Annotated in this window: 15 protein-coding genes and 1 pseudogene; 10 read left to right on the forward strand and 6 right to left on the reverse strand. The window is 56.1% G+C overall.

Going from position 1 to position 21,475, the window contains the following annotated elements; all coding sequences use genetic code 11:
• Positions 1-274 precede the first annotated feature (274 nt).
• Entirely contained in the window at positions 275-934 is a 660-nt protein-coding gene (locus PT275_RS08040; RefSeq protein ID WP_277153862.1) for a hypothetical protein, read from the forward strand.
• Between the two features lie 69 nt (positions 935-1,003).
• Positions 1,004-1,807 carry an alpha/beta hydrolase-fold protein gene (locus tag PT275_RS08045; protein WP_277153863.1) on the forward strand — a complete coding sequence of 268 codons (804 nt, stop codon included), beginning with the start codon at positions 1,004-1,006 and terminating at the stop codon, positions 1,805-1,807.
• A gap of 384 nt (positions 1,808-2,191) precedes the next feature.
• Here the strand turns inward: PT275_RS08045 and PT275_RS08050 are convergent, their stop codons facing one another.
• On the reverse strand, positions 2,192-4,270 hold the full coding sequence (locus tag PT275_RS08050) for a Na+/H+ antiporter (protein WP_277153864.1): 2,079 nt from the start codon (positions 4,268-4,270) through the stop codon (positions 2,192-2,194).
• A 177-nt stretch (positions 4,271-4,447) separates the two neighbouring features.
• Between PT275_RS08050 and PT275_RS09250 the strand changes: the two are divergent.
• Positions 4,448-4,624: pseudogene (locus PT275_RS09250) on the forward strand (nucleoside deaminase); the annotation flags it as partial.
• 6 nt (positions 4,625-4,630) lie between these two features.
• Positions 4,631-5,041 (forward strand): nucleoside deaminase, encoded by a 411-nt coding sequence (locus tag PT275_RS08055; RefSeq protein WP_348519522.1) that lies wholly within the window; start codon positions 4,631-4,633, stop codon positions 5,039-5,041.
• 270 nt (positions 5,042-5,311) lie between these two features.
• Here the strand turns inward: PT275_RS08055 and PT275_RS08060 are convergent, their stop codons facing one another.
• Positions 5,312-6,079 (reverse strand): sulfite exporter TauE/SafE family protein, encoded by a 768-nt coding sequence (locus PT275_RS08060; RefSeq protein ID WP_348519523.1) that lies wholly within the window; start codon positions 6,077-6,079, stop codon positions 5,312-5,314.
• A 467-nt stretch (positions 6,080-6,546) separates the two neighbouring features.
• On the opposite strand from PT275_RS08060, the gene PT275_RS08070 reads away from it, so the two are divergent.
• The gene (locus PT275_RS08070) at positions 6,547-8,928 is read left to right on the forward strand and encodes an alpha-galactosidase (RefSeq protein ID WP_348519519.1); all 2,382 of its coding nucleotides are present in this window, start codon (positions 6,547-6,549) and stop codon (positions 8,926-8,928) included.
• A 140-nt stretch (positions 8,929-9,068) separates the two neighbouring features.
• On the opposite strand, the gene PT275_RS08075 is transcribed toward PT275_RS08070, so the two are convergent.
• Positions 9,069-10,331 carry an ROK family transcriptional regulator gene (locus PT275_RS08075; RefSeq protein ID WP_277153892.1) on the reverse strand — a complete coding sequence of 421 codons (1,263 nt, stop codon included), beginning with the start codon at positions 10,329-10,331 and terminating at the stop codon, positions 9,069-9,071.
• Positions 10,332-10,759: 428 nt separating this feature from the next.
• On the opposite strand from PT275_RS08075, the gene PT275_RS08080 reads away from it, so the two are divergent.
• The 5 genes from PT275_RS08080 to ilvA all read left to right on the forward strand — a co-directional run bounded on the left by PT275_RS08080 (position 10,760) and on the right by ilvA (position 18,547).
• A complete protein-coding gene (locus PT275_RS08080; RefSeq protein WP_277153868.1) occupies positions 10,760-12,112 on the forward strand; it encodes an extracellular solute-binding protein in 1,353 nt (450 codons plus the stop codon).
• Positions 12,113-12,143: 31 nt separating this feature from the next.
• Complete coding sequence (locus tag PT275_RS08085; RefSeq protein WP_277153869.1) at positions 12,144-13,109, forward strand: sugar ABC transporter permease; 966 nt, start codon at positions 12,144-12,146, stop codon at positions 13,107-13,109.
• A gap of 14 nt (positions 13,110-13,123) precedes the next feature.
• Complete coding sequence (locus tag PT275_RS08090) at positions 13,124-14,029, forward strand: carbohydrate ABC transporter permease (RefSeq protein ID WP_277153870.1); 906 nt, start codon at positions 13,124-13,126, stop codon at positions 14,027-14,029.
• 501 nt (positions 14,030-14,530) lie between these two features.
• Positions 14,531-17,224, forward strand: coding sequence for a trehalose-phosphatase (gene otsB, locus PT275_RS08095; protein WP_277153871.1), 2,694 nt, complete (start codon positions 14,531-14,533; stop codon positions 17,222-17,224).
• A gap of 57 nt (positions 17,225-17,281) precedes the next feature.
• Positions 17,282-18,547, forward strand: a complete 1,266-nt coding sequence (ilvA, locus tag PT275_RS08100) for a threonine ammonia-lyase (protein ID WP_277153872.1) — start codon at positions 17,282-17,284, stop codon at positions 18,545-18,547.
• A 165-nt stretch (positions 18,548-18,712) separates the two neighbouring features.
• On the opposite strand, the gene PT275_RS08105 is transcribed toward ilvA, so the two are convergent.
• The 3 genes from PT275_RS08105 to PT275_RS08115 all read right to left on the reverse strand — a co-directional run.
• Entirely contained in the window at positions 18,713-19,138 is a 426-nt protein-coding gene (locus PT275_RS08105) for a pyridoxamine 5'-phosphate oxidase family protein (protein ID WP_348519520.1), read from the reverse strand.
• A 274-nt stretch (positions 19,139-19,412) separates the two neighbouring features.
• On the reverse strand, positions 19,413-20,171 hold the full coding sequence (locus PT275_RS08110; RefSeq protein ID WP_277153873.1) for a Sir2 family NAD-dependent protein deacetylase: 759 nt from the start codon (positions 20,169-20,171) through the stop codon (positions 19,413-19,415).
• 919 nt (positions 20,172-21,090) lie between these two features.
• Positions 21,091-21,475 (reverse strand): hypothetical protein (locus PT275_RS08115; RefSeq protein WP_277153874.1); only part of this gene is annotated, 385 nt, incomplete at its 5' end.

Consider the following 21,475-nt stretch of genomic DNA (forward strand, 5'->3'; position numbering starts at 1 on the left):
TCTCTTCTCTTCCCCGGTGCGTTCTAGCACCGGGGTTTCTCTTTTCCTGATGGTTTCTGCGGCCTTGGGTCTGCGATTTCGGACTTGTGCTTCGGACGATGTTGCTGCTACCGTTCTCAAACACGTGCCTATATTGCCCCTTAAATGACGGTGCGGCACGGGGTAGACTGGTGAAAGTGTTTGGTATTCCAAAGACGTGTGGTTTCGTGCCATCGCCGTTTGGAATCTGAATCGCTGGTAGCCGGAATGGATTCGGGCAGACGGGATAAAGGCTATGAAAGATGATTTCGACCGTGGCAGCAATAGGGCCGGTGTCTCGCGTTCGCGGGGTCGTAAGGATTCGCGTTCCGACAATGCCCACATGTACAACGTCAACGAATTGCGTCGCCACAGCCCTGCTTCGTTGCGCAAAGCCCGGCATCGCAGGTCGCTGATCATCAGTGTGATCGTTGTCGCGGTCGTCATCGCCCTGATTATCGTGGCGCTGTCGATTTCGCTAAAAACGCTTAAGCGTAATACGGCTTCGGTCGCTCAAAGCGATCCCGATACGACCACGATCCAAGGCAAGACCAAAGCTCCTGACACGGACGCCAACCAAATGAAGCAGGGCATCGAGCAACAATCTGGTGTCTGCACGGGAGGATGGATGGACGTCGATGTCGCCAGCAAACTGCCGGGTGCCACCAGCGCCTCGTTCTGCAAGGCGACGCAGGTTGCGTTCATCACGTTCCAGACCAAGGCCGCGGCATCGATGGATGGCGATATGGTGCGCTCGCAGGCGGCTAACGTCATCAGCCAATACGGAGGCAGCAAAGTCGACCCCAATAATCTGCGGCTTGTGAGCAATGATCTGTGGATGGCTGTGGGCAACGCCAAAGCCATGGGGGCTTTGCAGCAGCAATGGGGCGGTACATTGGAAAAGATTGGGTCATAACAATCCCGGATAATTCCGGCGAGTGAACATCGCCGGCCATGGTTGGCATCGTTGCTTATCATGGTGTTTATGAGCGATGAAGCAGTAAGCAGCGAACACACCGGTAAGTCAACGAACGGTGACAACGGCGGAAACGGTTTGATTGGCCGTCAATCCGATGCCATTCCCGGGCGTTTCGGTGATCCGATGGAGATTTCGCACGTAGTCTATTCCCAAGGCGGCGGCAAGGCGCGCCCGACGCGGCCGATGTTCCTGTGCCTGCATGGCTGGGGCTCCAATGAGCAGGATCTGGCCGGCATGATGCGCTACGTCGCTCCCGGCAATGATTACGTTTCTTTGCGCGCGCCGCTGGTGCTGCAAGCTGAGGGGCCGGGGGAGTTCGGCAGCGGGTCCGGCGCGTATAGCTGGTTCCATGACGGCGTGCCTACCGGCGATGATTTGGACAGGGACATTTTCGCGGCGGCCACTGCAGTTGACAACTGGGTCAGTGGTCACGTTGACGCCGATCGCGAGCTGGTGCCGATCGGATTTTCACAGGGGGCGGCGCTCGCGATTCACTTGCTGCGCGTGCATCCCGAACGTTACCGCGCGGTTGCGGCGCTTTCGGGCTTTGTGGCTCCGGGGCGGGTGCCCGGCACGGCCCCGGCCGACGGGCGACTTGCGGATATGGAAAAGCCGGTCTTCTACGGCTATGGCGACCGTGACACTGTTCTGCCGAAGTACGAGATTTATGGTGCGACCGCTTGGCTTGAGGAGCACACGTGGCTGACGGTGAAGAACTATCACCAGCTCGACCACGCCGTGAGTCCCGCCGAATTCACCGACCTCACCCAGTGGCTCCTCCTCAACGACATTTCGTCGGGCGTCGTTTGATTAGAGTTCGGCCTCAGTGTCACCCTGCTGTGCGCTGAGCCGTTAATCGCCTATTAGGAATTTAAGCACGTTTTCGCGCGATTTTTATGCTTAAATTCCTATTTACAGTTGAAATGAGTGCGGTTGAGGAACCAGATACCCTATTTACAGCTCAGCCTCCGCATCGACCTGCTGAGCCGCTGAGCCGTTAAGCAGAAAGTCCAGTGGACTTTCTGTAGGCGATGAGAGCGCGATGTATCGAGCGCGAAAGAGCGATGAGAGCCCAAACTAGAGTATGTTTTTTAACTCCGCTAGTCCTGTGGACTTTCCGTAGCCGAGGTGAGCACGCGCTAAGCGTGCGAAGGATGCAGGTCGAAATTAGTGTGGTTGTAGAATTGGAAACCTTTATAATTCGGCCTCAGCATCAACTTGCATCACGTAAACGTTCCGCCGTAGATGCTTCGCCTGGTTGCGCGTAATCTCGCCAGAGTCGAGCATGTCCTGAATTACTCCGAGTTCGATGGAATAGCTTTCGTGCTTGACCTCGTCGATCTGCGGGGCCATCTTCGCCGCGGCCGCGACGTCCTTGCGGCTGCGCAGTTCCGCCCGCGCGCGTTGGTAATCACGCAGCAGCAGCGTGCAGTATTCGGATTTGTAGGTATCGCCGCGCATCTCTTCGTAAAGCCGGTTGATGACGTGGTCGATGGCGTCAATCTGGGTGGCTCGCAGATAGTAATAGATTTCGTTCTCATTGAGCATGGGAGTGGAGCGACGGAATTTGTTGTTGGCACGTCGCGCAAGTGTGAGGATTTGACGGCGCAATGCATGTGCCCGCCCGCGTATCTGCGAAACCGCGCGATGATGTGTCTTCTTGTCAGCCGTATGCCGCAGCGTGTTCATGATCTGGTCGAGCATACGCTCGCATGCCTCGATCTGCAGCTGCCGGTTGTGCTCGTTCATTTCGGTGTCGGCTTGGGTGGCTTCAAGCCGGCTTCGTACGTAATCCTTCTCCCAATGCAGCGCGTCGATCTGCAGGGTTTCGAAGTCTTCGATGTTGAAGCCGCTGATGCGTTGGCGCAGACGGGTGATGCGGTTGTTATAGGAATCGATGACCGGCAGAATCACACGGCGATTGTCGTCGGTGATGCGGTTCGAAAGCTCCTGGACGGTGCGTGTGAGCTCCTCGATGGTGATTTCGATAAGCTTTTCGGATTCTGCGGCGTCATCCTTGGCCGGAGCAAGCAATGGCAGCATGAAATTGGCGAGCAACAGCGTCAGCACAATCACGCCGGAAGCGATGAAAATAAGTTCGTTGCGCATCGGGAACGCGTCGCCGGAAGCGACGGTATAGGGGATGGTGAACATCAAAGCCAGGGTGATGGTGCCCTTTGGCCCGCCGAACGTCATCACTGCGGCGTCGCGCAGAGAGCGTCGCTTCAAAGTAATACGTTTGCCGGTTTTGGGATCGCGCGTGGGTGCGGCAATCAGCCAGACCCACAAAAAGCGAATGGCGATGGCCACGACGGTGACCAAAAGAATGATGCAGACCAGCGCGGTATTGCTGACGTTGTGGTCGTTCCAGCTGGCGAGCATCGCGTCAGGCAGCTGCATGCCGAGCAAAATGAACACCGTGCCGTTCAGCACGAACGAAAGCACGCTCCACACGCTGTTCGAGACGATATTGGTGCGCGCGACGTTGGGCCGGCCGGTGCCGTTGCGGTCGAAATGGACGGTCAGGCCGAAGGCGACCACCGCGAGAATGCCGGAAATGTGCAGTTCTTCGGCCCCGAGGAAGACGAGGAACGGCAGGAACAGTTCCATCAGAATGCGGGTCGTCATCGTCTCCCAGCCCAGTTGCCGGGCCAGCGCGAAAATCCAGTTGGCGAGGAAGCCCGCCAAAATCCCGACGATGATCCCGCCGAAGAACGAAAGCAGGAAATCCTTGGTGGCGTTGGCCATCGAGAACGAGCCGGTCACTGCGGCCAAAATCGAGAACTGGAAGCCGATGACGCCGGAAGCGTCGTTGAAGAGGGATTCGCCGGTCAGTATTCCGGCCTGTTCCTTGGTAAATGAGGCTTCGCTGGAAAGTGAGGACACCGCCACCGCGTCGGTCGGCCCGAGCGCCGCACCCAGCCCGAACGCCGCCGCCAGCGGGATGACCGGCCACACCGCGTGCAGCATGAAGCCCACGACGGCCATGGTTCCCAGCGCCAGCCCGATGGCCATGGGCAGCGAGAATTTCAACGTTTTGAAGAGCATCCGCTTGTCGATTTCGTGCGCTTCGACGTAAAGCAGCGGTGCGATGAAGAGCACCATGAACAGCTCCGGGTCAAGCTTGACGTGCGGGAACGCCGGCAGGAAGGCGAGTGCGACGCCGAGCGCGATCTGTACGAGCGGGGTCGATATTCGCGGAATGAACCGGCTGACGAACGACGAGAGCACGACGGCTCCCAGAATGCAGAGGATCAGCTCGAAAATTGCCACGGATTTCGATTCCTTTCGTATTGGCTTCGTTGCGATTTGCTTGTTGGTTCGGACATTTCAAAGATTTCGGACACTATCTCTATTCACTATATCGAATCGTTATTTCGACATTATGCCTCAAGCTTTGCGGATAGCTTTTAGACTGGAAATATGGACACTACGAGTACGTATTACGCGATGAGCGCGGCACTGGATTTAGCGCGAGAAGCTGCAGAAGCGGGCGAGGTGCCGGTGGGTGCCGTTGTGCTTGACGCCGACGGCAGGATTATCGGCCGTGGCCGCAACCTTCGCGAAACCGATGGCGACCCGCTCGCCCACGCAGAAGTGCTGGCGATACGTAAGGCGGCGAGAAATCGCAGAATGTTGCAGAATAATCTCCAGAAAACTCATGTAATGCGTATTGATGATTCTCGTATCTCTGGTAATGAAATGAATGGAGAAATCAGTGCGGATGATGCCGATATCGAGGATTCTGCGGATTCGGAATCTGCGGGAGAAAATCGAAATGTATCCATGGAAAACGCTTGGAATCTCGCGGATTGCACGCTGGTGGTCACCCTTGAGCCCTGTCCGATGTGCGCCGGTGCCGCATTACAAACACACATCGGCTGCATCGTCTTCGGCGCGTGGGACGCAAAGCTTGGCGCGTGCGGCTCGGTCTGGGACATTCCGCGCGACCCGCATGTCGGCGCTCGCCCCGAGATCATCGGTGGTCTTCGCGAGGCTGAATGCGCAGGTCTGTTAGCGCAGTTCTTCGCTTGTCGCCGTTAATATAACACATAATTCCCGTCGGATAGCTCTCTGCCATAAATTTTTCCCTCGTCGGCATCAAATTCTTCTATTTTTGAGGTTCTTGGTGTGCCAAGTGGCCTGTTTTTGGGAGATTGCAGCTCAATTTTGCGAATTTTGACCCTCTTGGCGCGCCAAGAAGCCCAAAAACGAGACAATTGAGCCTCATTCTTTCAAAAACGGCCTTCTTGGCGCGCCAAGAGGGTCAAAATTGAGGAAATGGTGTCTGCAAGAGGGCGGGGACGGAGCAGATCACTTGTTCGGCAGCTTCGGCCCGATGCCGGGGGTGATCTTCAGCGCCGTCCAAGCGGAACGCAGCATAATAATAAAGAGATAGGCCGCGAGCAGGTACGAGCCCACCTTCGCCGAGACGAATCCGGCGATCCAAACCCCGAACGGCGTGCCGCAAGCCGCCGCAATGCCAACAATCAAGCCGTTCTTGAGATACACCATCCCGCGCTTCCAGTTGGCGATGGTGCCGGTGATGGCGCTGGGGAACATGGCCAAAAGCGAGGTGCCGCGCGCGACCAGGTCGCTCGCCCCGAAGAGCAGCGAAAGCGCCGGCACGGTGACGGCCCCGCCGCCGATGCCGAGCAGCGCCGAAAGCATGCCGATGAACACGCCGAGCAGCACCAGCAGAATACCCTTGACGACGGTCAGGTGGATGCTGGAATTGCGCGAAGGCGTCAGGATCAGTTGGCTGACCACGACGAACGCCAGGAACGCCACGAAGAACCAGCGCAGGAACACTTCGGAAAGCCGGGAAAGCAGCCAGCTGCCGATCTGCGAGCCGATAATCGTGCCGACCACCATCAGCAACGCCGTAATCCAATCGACGTGCCCGCTCATCGCGTAGGAAACCACGCCGGAGATCGAAAGCGGGATGATGGCCGCCAGCGAGGTCGCCGCCGCGTGCCGTTGGGTCATGCCGAGCCATACCAGCGCCGGCACAATGATCGACCCGCCGCCGATGCCGAAAAGCCCCGAGAAAAATCCGGCGATGAGCCCGACGACGATCATCACGACAATCTGCTGTACCGGCCCGCGTGTGGAAGGCGCTTCTTCCTCGATTTCGGCTTCGGTCCCTGTGTTGTCGCCTGCGCGTTTCTGCTCGCCCATTACATTCCTCGTTTTTCTTGTTTTTCGACGCTGCTGTACACGCTTTCCGTAGCCGATGGCCGTTGCGCCATACTGCTGCATCACGCCGTTACACCATATTCTATGGAGGGCGGCAAAATTTCCACCTCAATTCGCGTGTAAAAGTCATGATGTGGTCAAATCGGGAACAATTTAATCGATATCCAATCCAAACGTTGGCCGTTCCTCCGGCAAAATTCCACGATATAGTTGCCCATTTTGCGGACACGCGCACCCTTGGGCAAGGAAATCGCGCTGCTTTATCATCGAAACGATATGCAGATGGACTAATCCTATACGGATTGTCCAAGGAATTCAGCTGACCGAAGCAAAGGACGACAATGGCGCGTATGAGATGGTTTACAGGCACATCGGCAGGCGGTACAAGGGTTCGTATTGTGTACGGCGACGACTCGGCCTCCAATGTTGCGTTCGCGCTTCTGTTTGCCGGCGATGACTTGCCGCGCCTCGTTCATTGGGGCAGGCCTCTGACGCACCCGGAAACGCTTGTTGATTTGTATGACGCCTTACATCCGCAGCGTGTTTCTGGGGCGTTGGATGAAACCTCGTGGCCCACCGTTCTGCCGACGCAGGCCGAGGCGTGGAGCGGTGTGCCGCGTTTTGTGGTGCGTCGGGGCGGCGTAGAGCTCTTCTGCAAGTTTGTTGTCGAAGACATTGCGATTGACGGTGATCCAGAAGCTTCGCGCGTGACGGTCCAATCCGCAGACCGAGAGCAAGGGGTGAATCTCAAGTGGATCTGCGAATTGGTGGCGGGCGGCCTGATTCGTCAGCGCGCCATTGTCGGAAATATTTCCAATGGAGCAGATTCCATCGCTATGGATGGCTCTGCCGGTACGTTTAGCACCATTCCGAAAGCTTCTGGCGCATCTGCTGCGTCTCTTACGGAAGAAAAGTCATCGGTCCTCAACGCTCGGTTTGGCAGCGTTTCGCAGGCCGTTTCGTCTGCGATTGTTGAATCAAATCCGAATGAGCCGTCAACTTCCCTGCTTGAAATCGGCAAGGTGGAGCTCGGTTTTGCGCTTCCCGCCCAGGCTTCGGAGATTCTGACGACCACCGGCCACCACCTGCGCGAGCGTTCCCCGCAGCGCCAGCCCTTCAATGTCGGCCGCCTCGAACGCGTCTCTATGGTCGGCCGTCCTGATTATGACGCCTCGCTTTTACTGGTGGCTGGCGTGCCCGGTTTCGGTTTCGAACGCGGAGAAAGCTACGCAGTCCACGTCGGTTGGAGTGGCAACAGCGCGTTGACGGCCGAGCGACTGCCTTATGCGCAGGGAGTCATCGGCGGCGGCGAGCGGCTTTTCGGTGGCGAAATCGCGCTCAAACCCGGCGAACAATACAGTACCCCGTGGGTCTATGGTTCCTACGGCGACGGCCTCAACGAGGTCGCCTCGCGCTTCCACACCTACGTTCGCAGCCTCCACCCGAACCTGTGCAAAAAGCCGCGTCCGGTCATTCTCAACACCTGGGAAGCCGTTTATTTCGGCCAGAATTACGAGACGTTGCGTGCGCTCGCGGACAAGGCTGCGGCCATCGGCATCGAACGCTTTGTCGTGGACGACGGGTGGTTCGGTTCGCGTCGCAGCGACACTTCGGGGCTCGGCGATTGGCAGATTGCCAAGGATATTTGGCCGGACGGGCCGCAAAGTCTGAAGGCACTCTCAGATTACGTACACGGTGAAGGCATGGAATTCGGCCTGTGGTTCGAGCCGGAGATGGTCAATCCTGATTCCGAAGTCGCCCGTAACCATCCGGATTGGGTGCTGCGCCCGACCCCGAACCGCCTGCCGATGGAAGGCCGCAACCAGCAGGTGCTCGACCTCACCAATCCCGCCGCGTTCGCCTACATTTTCGACGCGATGGACAAGGCGGTCGCCGACCTGAACGTCGATTACATCAAGTGGGACCACAATAAATACGTCACCGAGGCGGTTTCGCCGTATTCTGGCCATCCCGCGGTACACGCGCAGACGCTGGCGACCTACCGGATATTCCATGATCTGAAAGCAAACCATCCCGGCCTGGAAATCGAAAGCTGTTCGTCGGGCGGCGGCCGCATCGACCTCGGCATCCTCGCCTTGGCCGACCGCGTCTGGGTCTCCGATTGCGTCGATCCGTTGGAGCGTGTGGACATCCAGCGCTATACGTCGCTGCTCGTGCCACCTGAAATGATGGGCGAGCACGTCGGCGCGAGCCCGGCCCATTCCACCGGTCGCGCCACAAGCCAGGAGCTGCGTATGGCGATGGCGTTCTTCGGCCACATGGGCGTGGAATGGAACTTGCTCAAGGAACCGCAAGAGGACATCGAAAAACTTGGCCGCTGGATTGCTGAGTTCAAGCGGCATCGCGATGATTTCGCCAGCGGTTCCGCCGTCCACGCCGATGGTCCTGACCCCGCCGTGCGCCTTGATGGCGTGGTTTCGTGTGACCAAAATCGTGCCGTCTATCGCTTCACTCAAGTCACCACTTCGCAGACATATCCCGTTGCTCCGGTGCATTTGCCCGGTCTGGATCTGGACGCTGTTTATCACATCCGACCACTTGATATTGATCTCGATTTAAGCGTCGGCGGCCAATCCAACGGCCAGACCCCGCTCGGTTGGTGGACCAGACAGGGCGTCACTTTGCCCGCGCAATCGTTGACCTCGTGCGGCATCCGTCCGCCGAGCCTCAATCCTGCTCAGGCCGTGCTGTTCACAGCCGAGCGTGTATAGCGCATAGGCCGTGTAAGTATCGCTGGGTGGGTATCAAGGATGAACGAAATCTCATAGTTTCGAAAGTCCGGCGATTCATTGCGCTGCCAACGAATCGGCTCGTTATCTTCCGTAAAAATCCGCGACCGCGGTTTATCCAATTACCCGATAAACCGCTCAATCACGCGGCTTGCGGCCGCCATCGCCCAGTTGTCCCACGAGAAATTAAGGATTTCAAAATCGATCGGCGACGCCTGGCTTGGCCGGTACCAATCGATGCCGCTGCGTATCGAGTCAGTGTTGAGTTCCGCCAGCGCCGAAGTCTCGCCATCGATGAGGATTTTTTCGGGCATCGCCAGGTTCGTGACCGTCGAAATCAACGCTCCCAGGCGGAAACAGAGGTTGTTGATCAGGAGCCGTACTTGCGGTTTGCCGACTTGCGCGTCGGCGATGATGTCATGGATATCCGCCGGTCGCCCGATGGTGGCGGAATATTCCTGCGAAAGCGAATCGGTGGTCAGGCATTGTGCGCAGCCCACGTGCCCGGCATAGCACCGTGGCCCGTTGGGGTCGACGAGAATGTGCCCGACCAGCCCGTAGCTTTTGTCGGGGTAGTCGACGGGTTGTCCGTTCTCGCACAACGCATAGCCGACCCCGCTGCCGATGGTGAGCATGGCGAAGCGCGGCAGGCCGACGCCGCGCCCGAACCAGCTTTCGTGGTTGAGCAATGAGTCCATATCGTTGAAAATCGCCGTGGGAATGCCACAGCGTCGTTCGATCATTCCTGCGAAATCGATGGCACCGTCCCAGTGCATGAACGGGGCATGGGTGACGATGCGGTCATGGTTGATATGTCCGCCGATGCTCACGCCGATGGCCACTGGTTTCGCTGCTTTCACGTCGTGTCGTGGGCGTTGCGCTGTCGAAGTTACTTTGTGTTTGTTTTTATCGGTATTCGCAGCTTGTGTCGCAGCGTATCTCGTAATAAGTTCGTTGGCCATATCCGCGACGCAGGAAGCCACGGTTTCGGGGTCGGTGGAAGTCAGCGGTCGTGAGATTGTCGGGCATATCGGCTGGCACATCATGTCGACCAGAGCGGCCGTCGCCTCCATGTCGTGAATATTGACGCCGATGACCGAGTGCTCTTCGGCCTTTAGCCGCAACCTGGTTTGTGGCCGCCCGCGCCGGCTTTCATTTTCTTTCGCACGGAAAGCAAAAGGAAGCTTACCTGGCCTGGTGTCGCTTTCAGGGGCTTCTTCGATGACGTTTTCGTATTCGAGATCGCTAGTGATTCGTGACAACGCCCCTTGCGAAAGCCCGAGAATCTGCGCCAGCGTAGTTCGTGAGATGGGCCCGTACTTGGTGATTGCGCGCGTTACGCGATGCGTGTAGTCCGAGCCTTTGAACCATTGCGGCAGAGCCATTGCCGGGTTGTGCGCCGCAACGTTCGACGGGTCCGAGCCGTCAGTCGTTGCGGGTTTTCGGTTATCGGTGAAGTCGGTCGTTTCTGAACTTTGGATGTCGCCGACATTGGTCGACACGTTGTTACGATTGTCGTTCATTTCCAAGCCTCCAATAACCGTTTGGTATCATGACACAAATTTGCAGAGAAACCATTCATTTTCCCGCGCCGGTTCAGTTCATTGGGCCGCCCGTCGAATGGTTTCTTTCACCCAGTATCGCACCGATCAGCGATAATTACTTTCCAAAAAATCAAGAATATCTCGAATTACTTGCTGCTGTGAAAGAAAATAGTGGACTTGGAATGAAATTTTCGCTGTCATATAGTCCTTGAAGCAACAAAAACATCGCGGCGACGACGTTGCGGTGACAAGCCAAAGGAGTCCGTGACATGAAAGACATTGTCCATACACGCGGCAGCGATACCCGCAGTGGCGGCGGCTGCGCAAACCGAATCTTCCGGGCCTTTCCACGTGCTCGTGGCGGCGTTGCCAAGGTCTTGCGCAAGAGCCTAGTGGCACTTTGCGCACTCGCTGCCGGTTTGTCGCTGGCTGGTTGCGGCGCTTCCAACGCCCAGCAGGTGACCCTCGATTTCTTCCAGTTCAAATCCGAGGCCGCGGACCAATTCAAGAAGATGGCGGAGGAATTCGAGCGCGAAAACCCCGACATCCGCATCAAGATCAACAATTCCGCGAGCGCCCAGACCGACCTGCGCACCCGCTTCGTCAAGAACCGCATCCCCGACGTCATCACCTTCAACGGCGACATCAACTTCGGTTCGTTCGCGGCTTCCGGCGTCTTCCACGATTTCACCGGCGACCCGCTGGTCAAGGATCTGAACCCCGGAATGGTCAAGATCGCCAAAAACCTAGTGCAGACCACCAACTCCGCCAAAAAGCGTCTTTACGGCCTGCCGTTCGCCGGCAACGCCTCCGGTTACATCTACAACAAGGCGCTTTGGCGCAAGGCCGGCGTCGACCCGGAAAATCCGCCGACAACGTGGACGGCCTTCACCCAGATGCTCGACACATTCAAAGCGCAGGGCATCGATCCGTTGCAGGCTACGCTGGCCGAGTCCTGGACCACGCAGGCCCCGCTTGCCTCCTTCGCTGGCACCTTGGTTCCCGAAAGCAAGTATGACGATCTTAAGAAGGGCAAAACCGATTTCAAGAAGCTCTGGACGCTTTCCGGCCAGCGCGAAATCGACCTTTACAAGTACGCACAAAGTGACAAGGGCGTCACCTACCAGCAGGGCACACAGAATTTCGCCAAAGGCACCGCCGCAATCATCCCGCTCGGCACCTACGCGATACCGCAGATCACGATGATCAACCCCAAGGCCGACCTCGGTTTCGCCCAGCTTCCCGCCACCGACAACGCCAAAGAGCAGGTGCTCACGGCCGGTGACGACGTGATGCTCACGATGGGCGCGAACACCAAGCACCCCAAGGAGGCCATGCGGTTCATCCGCTTCCTGATGCAAAAGAAGCAGCTCGACGCCTACGCCGACGCACAATCCGCCATCACGCCGCTCAAGGACACGCATTTCGGCAACAAGGCGCTCGTCACGGTGCGTCCGTTCTTCAAAGCCAACCGCGTCGCCGATTTCTGCGACCACTACATCCCTGCGTCCATCAACATCGGCGGCTACCTGCAGGGCATGGTCAACAGCGGCGATATCAACGAGTTCACGAATTCCATGCAGACCGAGTGGGACAAGGTCCAAGCTCGGACGTTCGACTAAATCCCAGACTTAAGAGAGTGAGGAAATAATCATGGCTTCTGCAATATCAAGCGCACCATCAAGCGCAACGCTTGCAAAATCCGCGAGCGCGTCAAAACCGGCGGCAGCGCCCAAGCGCAAGAAATCCGCCTTCTCCGACCGCAAGGTCGACCACGCCTACTACTGGATGGCAGCGCCCGCGGCCGTCGTTTTCGCCATCTTCCTGTATTGGCCGTTCGTGCGCGGCATCGGCTATTCGTTCACGAATTCCAAGGGCTTCGGCGACTATAAATGGATCGGTTTCAAGAATTACGGCGCGCTTTTCCACGACAGCCGCGTAGGCCACGCCTACCTGTTCACGTTCCTGATCGCCGTGCTCATCACGATCCTGATCAACGCCATCGCGCTGTTCATTTCGGTAGCCCTGAACGGCCGCATCGCCTTTAAAAACGGTTTCCGTGCAATCTACTTCGTGCCTTACACCCTCGGCGTGCTGGTCATCGGCTACGTTTTCAAGTACATTTTCATGACGCCCCTGCCCGCGCTCGGCAAATCGCTCGGCATCAGTTGGCTTTCGCAATCGTTGCTGACCAGCGAGCATTACGCGTGGGTGCCGATCGTCTTCCTGTCGGTCTGGCAGGGCGTCGCCTATTCGGTGCTGATTTATCTTGCCGGACTACAAACCATCGATGACGAAATCTACGAGGCGGCCGCCATCGACGGCGTCAACGCCTGGCAGAAGTTCTGGAAGATCACCTTCCCGTTGATCGGCCCGTTCTTCACCATTAATCTAGTGCTCTCGCTTAAAAACGCGTTCAACACGTTCGATCAGGTCGTCGCCTTGACCGACGGCGGTCCGGATTCCAAAACCGAAACGGTCACCTACCTGATTTGGAAAGGCGGCCTTACGGGCGGCGAATACGCCTACCAGACCGCGAACGCCGTGCTGTTCTTCGTCGTTCTGGCCATCATCGCATTCGTCCAACTCAAGATTTCCAACAGTCAGGAAAAGGTCTGAGGGAAGGTTCAATCATGTCTGCAACTACAATTTCCGCAACTTCCGTTTCGTCGGCTCCTGTTTCATCCGTTCCGTCCAACAACGGCAAGAAACCCAAGAAATACCGCCGCGATCACAACATCAATTGGTGGCTCACCGCAGTCGTCGCGGTGCTTTCGCTGACGGTGCTTATCCCGCTCTATTTCACCATTGTCACCGCGTTGAAAACGCCCGCCGAAGCCGGCACCTTCTCGCTGCCGACAAGCTGGCAATGGCATAATTTCGCCGACGCTTCCGCCAAGGTGAACTACCCCAGGGCCGCGCTCAATTCCGCGATCGTCACCGTCGCCGCCGTGGTGCTGACGCTTTTGACCAACACCTTCGTGGCCTATGCCATCGCCCGCAACATGGACAAGCGCTTCTTCCGCTTCCTGTATTACTTCTTCATTGCCGCGATGTTCGTACCGTTCCCGGTCATCATGCTCCCGTTGGCCAAGCAGATGGGTTCGTGGCACCTTGACAACCAGCTTGGCCTGATCATCCTATACACGGTGCTCGGCTTGGGCACGAACCTCTTTATCGCAACCGGCTTCATCCGTTCGATTCCGATATCGCTGGAGGAGGCCGCGCGCATCGACGGCGCGAACACTTGGACCATTTTCTGGAAGATCATCTTCCCGTTGATGGGTCCGATCAACGCTACCATCGCCATTTTGACCGCGCTTTGGGCGTGGAATGATTTCCTGATGCCATTAATTGTCTTGACCGACCAAACAAATCAGACCATCCCCTTGGCGCAATACGTCTTCAGCTCGCAGTTCGCCACGAACTACCCGATGGCATTCGCCAGCTACCTGATGGCCATGGCCCCAATCCTGATCGTCTACATCTTCGCCCAAAAGTGGGTCGTTGGCGGGGTAATGAGGGGGGCTGTAAAGTAAATTCTTCGAATTTAGGAGAGTCCTGTGGGCTCTCCGGCTTTACAGCCCTCGGCGGAACCGTCGAGAAGGGATTGAGGCGATCCGAAGGATTGTCCTTAATGGCAGGAATCCGTAAAGTAAATTCTTCGAATTTAGGAGAGTCCTGTGGGCTCTCCGGCTTTACAGCCCTCGGCGGAACCGCCGAGTAGGCATTGAGCCCGCCAGTAAGGGCAGTCAATAATTGCAGGACGCTGTTAAATAAATCCAGTAAAAACTGTAGGCTCAGTGAACTCTCCGATTTGCCGTCCCCCGCCCCCCACCGCCAAGCAGCGATGAAAACCGTTTCGTCAGACACCTCCAAGATGCCTATCGAAACGGTTTCGCCGTTATGCCTTTGCTCAAACAGCCCTCAGAATCAAGCTTTGTGGGGTAAGATACAAATATAGGTATTTGCCCGTGTGAAGGCAGCCTGCAGTTGTCTTCTCATATGCAGCGGTACTAAGCGCGAAGTGAGGAGTAACTATGGCTCGTTTGATTATCGTTTCCAATAGACTTCCAGTATCCCTTCATGCCAAGCCAGATGGCACGTATGCGTTGAAGCAGAGCATCGGTGGTCTGGCCACGGCTATTGGCCCGTACCACAAGTCTCACAACGATTGCCTCTGGGTGGGTTGGAGCAGTATCGATCCTGAAACGCGTACCAAAGTCCAAATCGACAAGATCCGAGAGGAATTCACCCGCCGTCGCTGCATTCCGATTTTTCTGACACAAAAGGAAATCGATGGCTACTATGCCGGCTATTCCAACGATACGCTGTGGCCGCTCTTCCACGATTTCGCGCATGAGGCCAAATTCGATTCGTCCACGTGGAAGGTCTACCAGGAGGTCAATCAGAAGTTTGCCGATGCCATCGCCGAGTTGGTCAGCCCCGATGACACGGTGTGGATTCAGGACTACCACCTCATGCTGCTTCCGGCGATGCTGCGTGCCCGTTTCCCCAAGCTCAAGATCGGCTGGTTCCTGCATATTCCGTTCCCGAGCCCCGAGATCTTCCATCAGCTGCCCAATGGCAAGGAATTGCTTGAAGGCTTGATGGGCGCCGATTTGTTGGGCTTCCATACCGAGGATTTTTGTGTGAACTTCCTGGCCTCTGTCCGTTCCATCTTGGGCCTTGGAGTCGATACGAACGGCCGCATTCCGGTTGACGCCAACGGCCAGAAGCGCTTTGTCACCGTCGACGCTTTCCCCATCGGCATCGATTACGGCCTCTATCGCCGTAATGCACATTCCAGCCTTGCGCAGGCCATGCGCCACGGCATCGAAGCCGTCAGCGGCAAGCGCACCAGGCGAGTCAGCACCTCCCTCACCGCAGAATCCGAGGCCGCGGCCGAGGCCAGCGACGGTGAAGAGAACTGGTGGAGCGCCCATACCAAGGATGAGCTGCCTGAGGTGAAACTTGCGCGTTCGGCTGCGGCCAAACGCAGCACTGAAGACAACAAGGTGGTCGTTTCCGTTGATCGACTCGATTACACGAAGGGCCTGCCCGAGCGTTTGCGCGCTTTCGACTTGATGTTGAGCCGTTACCCGGAATGGGTCGGCCACGTTACGTATTACCTTTTGGCAACGCCCACCCGCGAGGACGTCGAAACCTACCGCAAGCTGAAGGAGCAGGTCGACCAGCTTGTCGGCGAGATCAACGGCAAGTATTCGCTGCTTTCGTGGACGCCTATCCATTACATCACCCGTTCCCTGCCGATTAAGCCGGTTTGCGGTATCTATACCGCCGGTGACGTGGCTTTGGTCACCCCGCTTCGTGACGGGATGAATTTGGTCGCCAAGGAATACCTTGCTTCCCGTGACGGCCGTGATGGTGCGCTGGTGCTTTCTGACGAATGTGGCGCGGCGCGTGAGTTGACAGACGCATTCATCGTCAACCCGTACGATACCGAAGCCGTCTGCGAGGCCTTGCATTCGGCCTTGGAAATCGGCTCCGCTGAGGCCAAACGCCGCAATGCCGCCATGCAGGCCCGCCTGAAATACCGCACTGCAAGCCTGTGGAGCGCTGAATTCCTGAGCACGCTTCGTCAGGTCAGCGACCCGCGGATGGCCGACCGTCGTCTGCAAAGTTCCCAACGTGATCGTTTGGTCCATGAATGGGGTGTCTCGAAGCATAAGTTGGTATTGTGCGATTACGACGGTACGTTGACGCAGATTGTTCGTACGCCCGGTCGTGCCAAGCCGACGCGGCGTCTGCTTGACCTGCTCTGTAAAGTCGGTTCCATCCCCGATGTCGATCTGTATCTTGTTTCCGGTCGAACCCGCGAGACGATGGAGGAGTGGTTCGGCGATTTGCCGGTCGGTCTGATCGCGGAGCATGGTGCCTGGCACAGCAAGCCCGTTGCGTCTGGTGCCACTTCGGCCAAGGACGGCAAGACTGGTGCCCCCAAGCGTTATTGGCGTCGTGCTGACGGACTGCCTGACCCCGACGAATGGCGTCCGATCATTGAGACCATTATGAACAAGTCGGTCGCGCGTGTTCCGCAATCCTTCATCGAATACAAGTCCACGGATTTGGCGTGGCACTATCGCATGAGCGATCAGAAGCTCGCCAAGGAACAGCGTGAGCGTCTGGTTGCGGAGCTGCAGAAAGTCTGCCCGCAGTATGGATTGATGGTCATGCGTAACGCCAAGGTCATCGAGGTCTGTCCGGCCAACGTGAGCAAGGGCCAGGCTGTGGAGCCCCTGTTGGAAAGTGGGCGTTATGATTTTGCGCTCGCCATGGGCGATGACACCACCGATGAGACGATGTTTGCCGAAGTCTCCAGCTGCGCTTCCGCACACCATTCGGATGATGACACCAATGATGCGGCCAATGCTGATGTTGATGCTGCCGAACTCGTCAAGATGGTGGAATCAGCACAAGCCCCTGTTGCCACGGCTACGTCGGAGGTTGTTGCGACAACGACTGCAAAGCCCAAGAAATCCAAGAAGCCTTCTGCTTGGTGGACGATCAAGGTGGGTGCCGGCGATACCAACGCCCGTTCGCGCATCGCTACCCCGACCGACACGGCCCGCCTGCTGGGCTACTTGGTCGCCGAGTCCGAGGCTGTCACCGCCGGTGCCGATCCTGACGCGAAACCCAAGCGCGCCTCGAAGCCGAAGTCGAAGTCGAAGGATTCAACAAGTTCCAAGGCTGCGTCGAAGTCCAAGAAGTAGTATTCCGTTTTTGGACATCGTGTCGGTTGTTGCGCGTCGCAGTCGTACAATTTGCGTATGAAACAAGAAGACGTTGTCAAAGCACTGCAGCATGACCACGCGGCCGAACTCAAAAAGGCCGCCCAAAGACTCAAAGGCACTGCGCGGCACACGCGCATTATGCCTTCGCCGGTCCTTTCCGAGGCCACGGGCCATGAGATTCTTCTGAAGCCGGAGAATCTTCAGGTCACTGGTTCCTTCAAGATTCGCGGAGCATACAACAAGATCGCTTCGTTGAGTGATGAGGAGCTCGCCCGTGGCATCGTCACCGCTTCCGCCGGCAACCACGCGCAGGGTGTCGCCTATGCGGCCCTCGAACGTGGCGCCAAAGCCACCATCGTCATGCCCGAAAGCACCCCGCCACTCAAGGTCGATGCGACGAAGTCTTACGGTGCCAACGTGGTCCTGCATGGTAACCTATTCGACGATGCCGCCGAATACGCTTCCGAACTTTCCGAGCGCGACGGTTTGGTCTATGTTCATCCCTTCGACGATTACGAAGTGCTTTGTGGTCAAGGCACCATCGGCCTCGAGATTCTTGAGGATGTTCCGAACGTCACCGATGTGGTCGTTCCGCTTGGTGGCGGTGGCCTGGGTGCGGGCGTGGCGCTCGCCATCAAGACCTTCAAACCGGAGGTTCGTGTCATCGGCGCGATTCCCGAGGGTTCGCCCGCGTTCAAGAACTCGTTCGCGGCCGGCACGGTCGTTCCTGCCGACAAGGTGGTCACTTCCGCCGAAGGCGTTGCCGTCGGTCATCCTGGCGACCTTACGTTCGCAATTTTGAACGAATATCTCGATGACCTCATCACCGTTTCCGAACGCGACATCAACGAGATGATCTTGCTGATGATGGAGAAGCACAAGCTTGTGGTCGAAGCCGCCGGTGCCGTCTCTCTGGCCGCGCTGGAACATCTGAGCCTGCGTTCGCGCGTCTTTGCCGCGGCCAAGGGCAAGCACGTCATCGTTCCGATTATTTCCGGCGGCAACATCGACACGGTCACGATCGGCGCAGTCATCCAAAAGGGTATGATCGCCCGCGGCCGCATCATGAATTTCGAGGTCGAGCTTCCCGATACCCCCGGCCAGCTGGTCAAAGTTGCGCAAGTCCTCGCCGATGCCCGCGCCAACGTCATCGAGCTCAACCATGACCAGTTCAAGGCTTCCGGCCATTACACGGACTCGGTCTCCCTTGGCGTCACCGTCGAGACCAACGGCCCCGACCACATCGCCCAGGTCCTCAAGGCTCTCAAAGACGCCGGTTTCGATCCCAAGCGCATCTATTAAAAAGAATTTCATTTCATAAAGGGTGTGGGCTTGCTGCAGTCTAATGCCGCAGCAAGCCCACATCCTTATTATTTATATATTGGTTATATTGTGATTCTCTTATGAGGACTCAAATGTCTGCGAACCCGTCTGGAATATATCAGTATCATCTAGCGACAGTGATATTTACTCGATAGTAAAAGTATCGATATTGCTGAGGTCTTTGGTCACGGTTGCCGTAGTAAAACTGATTTCATACAGCAGCAGGTTACCGTCGGCCGCGCGCAACGTGTTCGCGTAGGCCGGAATCTTGGCGATGAATCGGTCGGCAATTTCATCGATGCTTTTTCTGCTCGGGCGGGCAATTCCCCGTGCCTTTACATGTGCGTTGCCGCCGTGGGGAATGGTCGTAAAAGCAACATGGGCATTTATCTGCATTTCCTTGACCTTGTTGTTACCTTTAAACGTCGCAAAGTAAAGGATATTGTCGCCAGGGTCAAAATAAAAATTGACGATCCGTACGTCAGGAATGTCGTCGACCGAAGTGGCCAGCGCCATATCCGTTTGTTCCTTCAGAATCCGGTAGAATTCTTCTTTCGTATTCATGGTCATTGCTAATAATCATCCTCTCGAGAGAACGCCGTCCCGGCTCTTTGCTGGTCCTTCGACACTGTTAGGAACGGATGCCGCTGGTATTTCGTCTACTTCAATGGTCTTTGTCCCGTTTTTGGTCTGACGTTCTTGCTTTTCGGCTTTGGCAATGGGGCCTCGTCCGTCAGTTCCGGCAACGCCTTGGCGATGCCTTCATGGATAAATTCCATTGTGAACGGATGTTATTCTATCTCGCCTTGCTCGCTTGCCTCGGTTTTCTTTTGATTTGTAGTTTCTATTTCTCCGCTTCGGCGATGGTCTCGTCCACCAGTTCCGGCAGCGCCTTGGCGATGTCATCGTGGATGAGCCTCGTGGCGATGTTGTCGTATTGTGTGTGCCCCATATTCATAATGGTCATCGGCACCCCGGCTTGTACCGCGGTCGGTGCGAGCGACGCTGCGGGAAAGACTTCAAGCGTGGATCCGATTACCCAGAACTCGTCGGCCTTGGCCACTCGTGCCATCGACTTTTCCATCGCTCCATCTGGTAGCATTTCGCCGAAGTAGACCACGTCAGTTTTGATCAGCCCGTTGCAGGTTTGGTTGCCGCTATACGGCAGCTTGCGGTGGCAGTGCGGATCGGGTTCGTTGTCGAGATTGTTCATGATGTCGGCCGTCTTGTATTCGGCATGGCACTTCATGCAGTGCGAGGTGCCGATGGTACCGTGCAAGTTGACGATCAGATCGCTGGAATTGCCGGCCTTTTCGTGCAGTGCGTCAAAGTTCTGCGTGGCCAAAAGCGTGAGTAATCCGGCCTTCTCCAACTTGACCAGCGCCTTGTGTGCCTCGCCTGGCTGCGCGTTCCATACCGGCGACGCCTTTTGCCAGGCCCACGAATATTCGCGTGCCTTCTTGTCGCTTATAAATGCATCAATGTCGTAAACGCTCATTTGGTCAGGGTGCTTGGTCCACACGCCGTCGGGTCCGCGAAAGTCAGGGATTCCCGCCGAAGTCGAAATACCAGCACCAGTCAATACCGCGATTTTTTTAGTCATATACATAATTGTAGTCAAAGGTCCCAGCGCAATGAGCGAAAACGCAAAAACCTTTCCCTATATATAAGTTGCTTTCAGTTTTCGGTAGTGGCCACACATTTTAGAATTGCCAGCCATTCGAGTTATAGGCCAGTCCGTGGTGTTTTAGAATTGATATTTTGCCTGTAACCTCCATGCGCTGAATGGCATCTTCGCATTGCCATAATCGTCGAAAAGACAGAAATGTTGATTCTCTGCGGTTTTCTCGGTATTCGGTGCGTCCAGTTTGCCTCCCATTTTCATTTTTGAATCTTTTCGGAGAGGTCAGGTGCCGCCGACTTTCCCTGCTAAAAATTGCAGCATGCAACGCTCACTCCAACAAGGTTAAACCTCGATCTTAAACACCAAGTTCTGGCCTATATCCCGCCGTTTCGTAGTGCTTTAGAATTGTTGCTTTATTCGGTATCGATGAATTATGCTTCTATATTTCCGGTTATCGGTGGAGATAGACCCTGTTTCGCTGATATTTTGAGTTTTAGCGCATCAATCCTCGTCTAACTTTGATCGTTTTCGAATTTTTCGAGAAAGCACCATCCGTGGCTTTTCGATGTCGGATAGAGAATTGCGTAAAAAAAAAGACCAACCCTATAAGGCCAACCCCTGATTTGGAGCACCATATTTTGGCCGGTAGGTCGCATTTAACATTGCCTCGGTTCTGATCCCAAACTTTTAGTTTATTGGTTCTTTGATCTGTCTGTATCGTTGGCATTGTTGATTGCAAAGTATGCCTGACTGTGCTTGATTTTGACTTTACTGTCTCTGAAGGTGCAGGTGGCGGCGCGATTCTTTGTTCCTTATGATTTCTAGAAACCGTTTGCGTTCCATGGTTATAAAAGCACTGGTCGGATCTGCTTCGAGGAGCGCGTAGTAATGATGGTAATTATCCATTTGTCTGAGTATGCAAAACTATGAGGCGTTTAAGAAAGCCTGAAAGTTGTCCGTTTTGCGTTGTCGGTGAGCTGACGCGCCGTAAAGAAAGATTATTTCGATTTGATTCTTGATTTTTCGGGTCTAAAATAACGCGTAGAGGTGCAAGGACACCTGTAGTGACACGCCGAAAGAACCGCATCATTGCAACGGTTCTTAAGGTTTTTGCACCCTTCAACTTGCGCGATATCGGATTGTCGCGTATATTTATCTCTTGCTGCTCAACACGACAGCTTCTCTCCAAAGAGTTGAGGTTGTTTGTTGGTGTGGTGGTGGTTTGAGAACTCAAGAGTGTGTCTGTACTACTTTTTATTTGTAAAGCTTTTTTTGATTGCCAG

It is taken from the genome of Bifidobacterium sp. ESL0745 (assembly GCF_029433335.1).
Classification (GTDB): domain Bacteria; phylum Actinomycetota; class Actinomycetes; order Actinomycetales; family Bifidobacteriaceae; genus Bifidobacterium.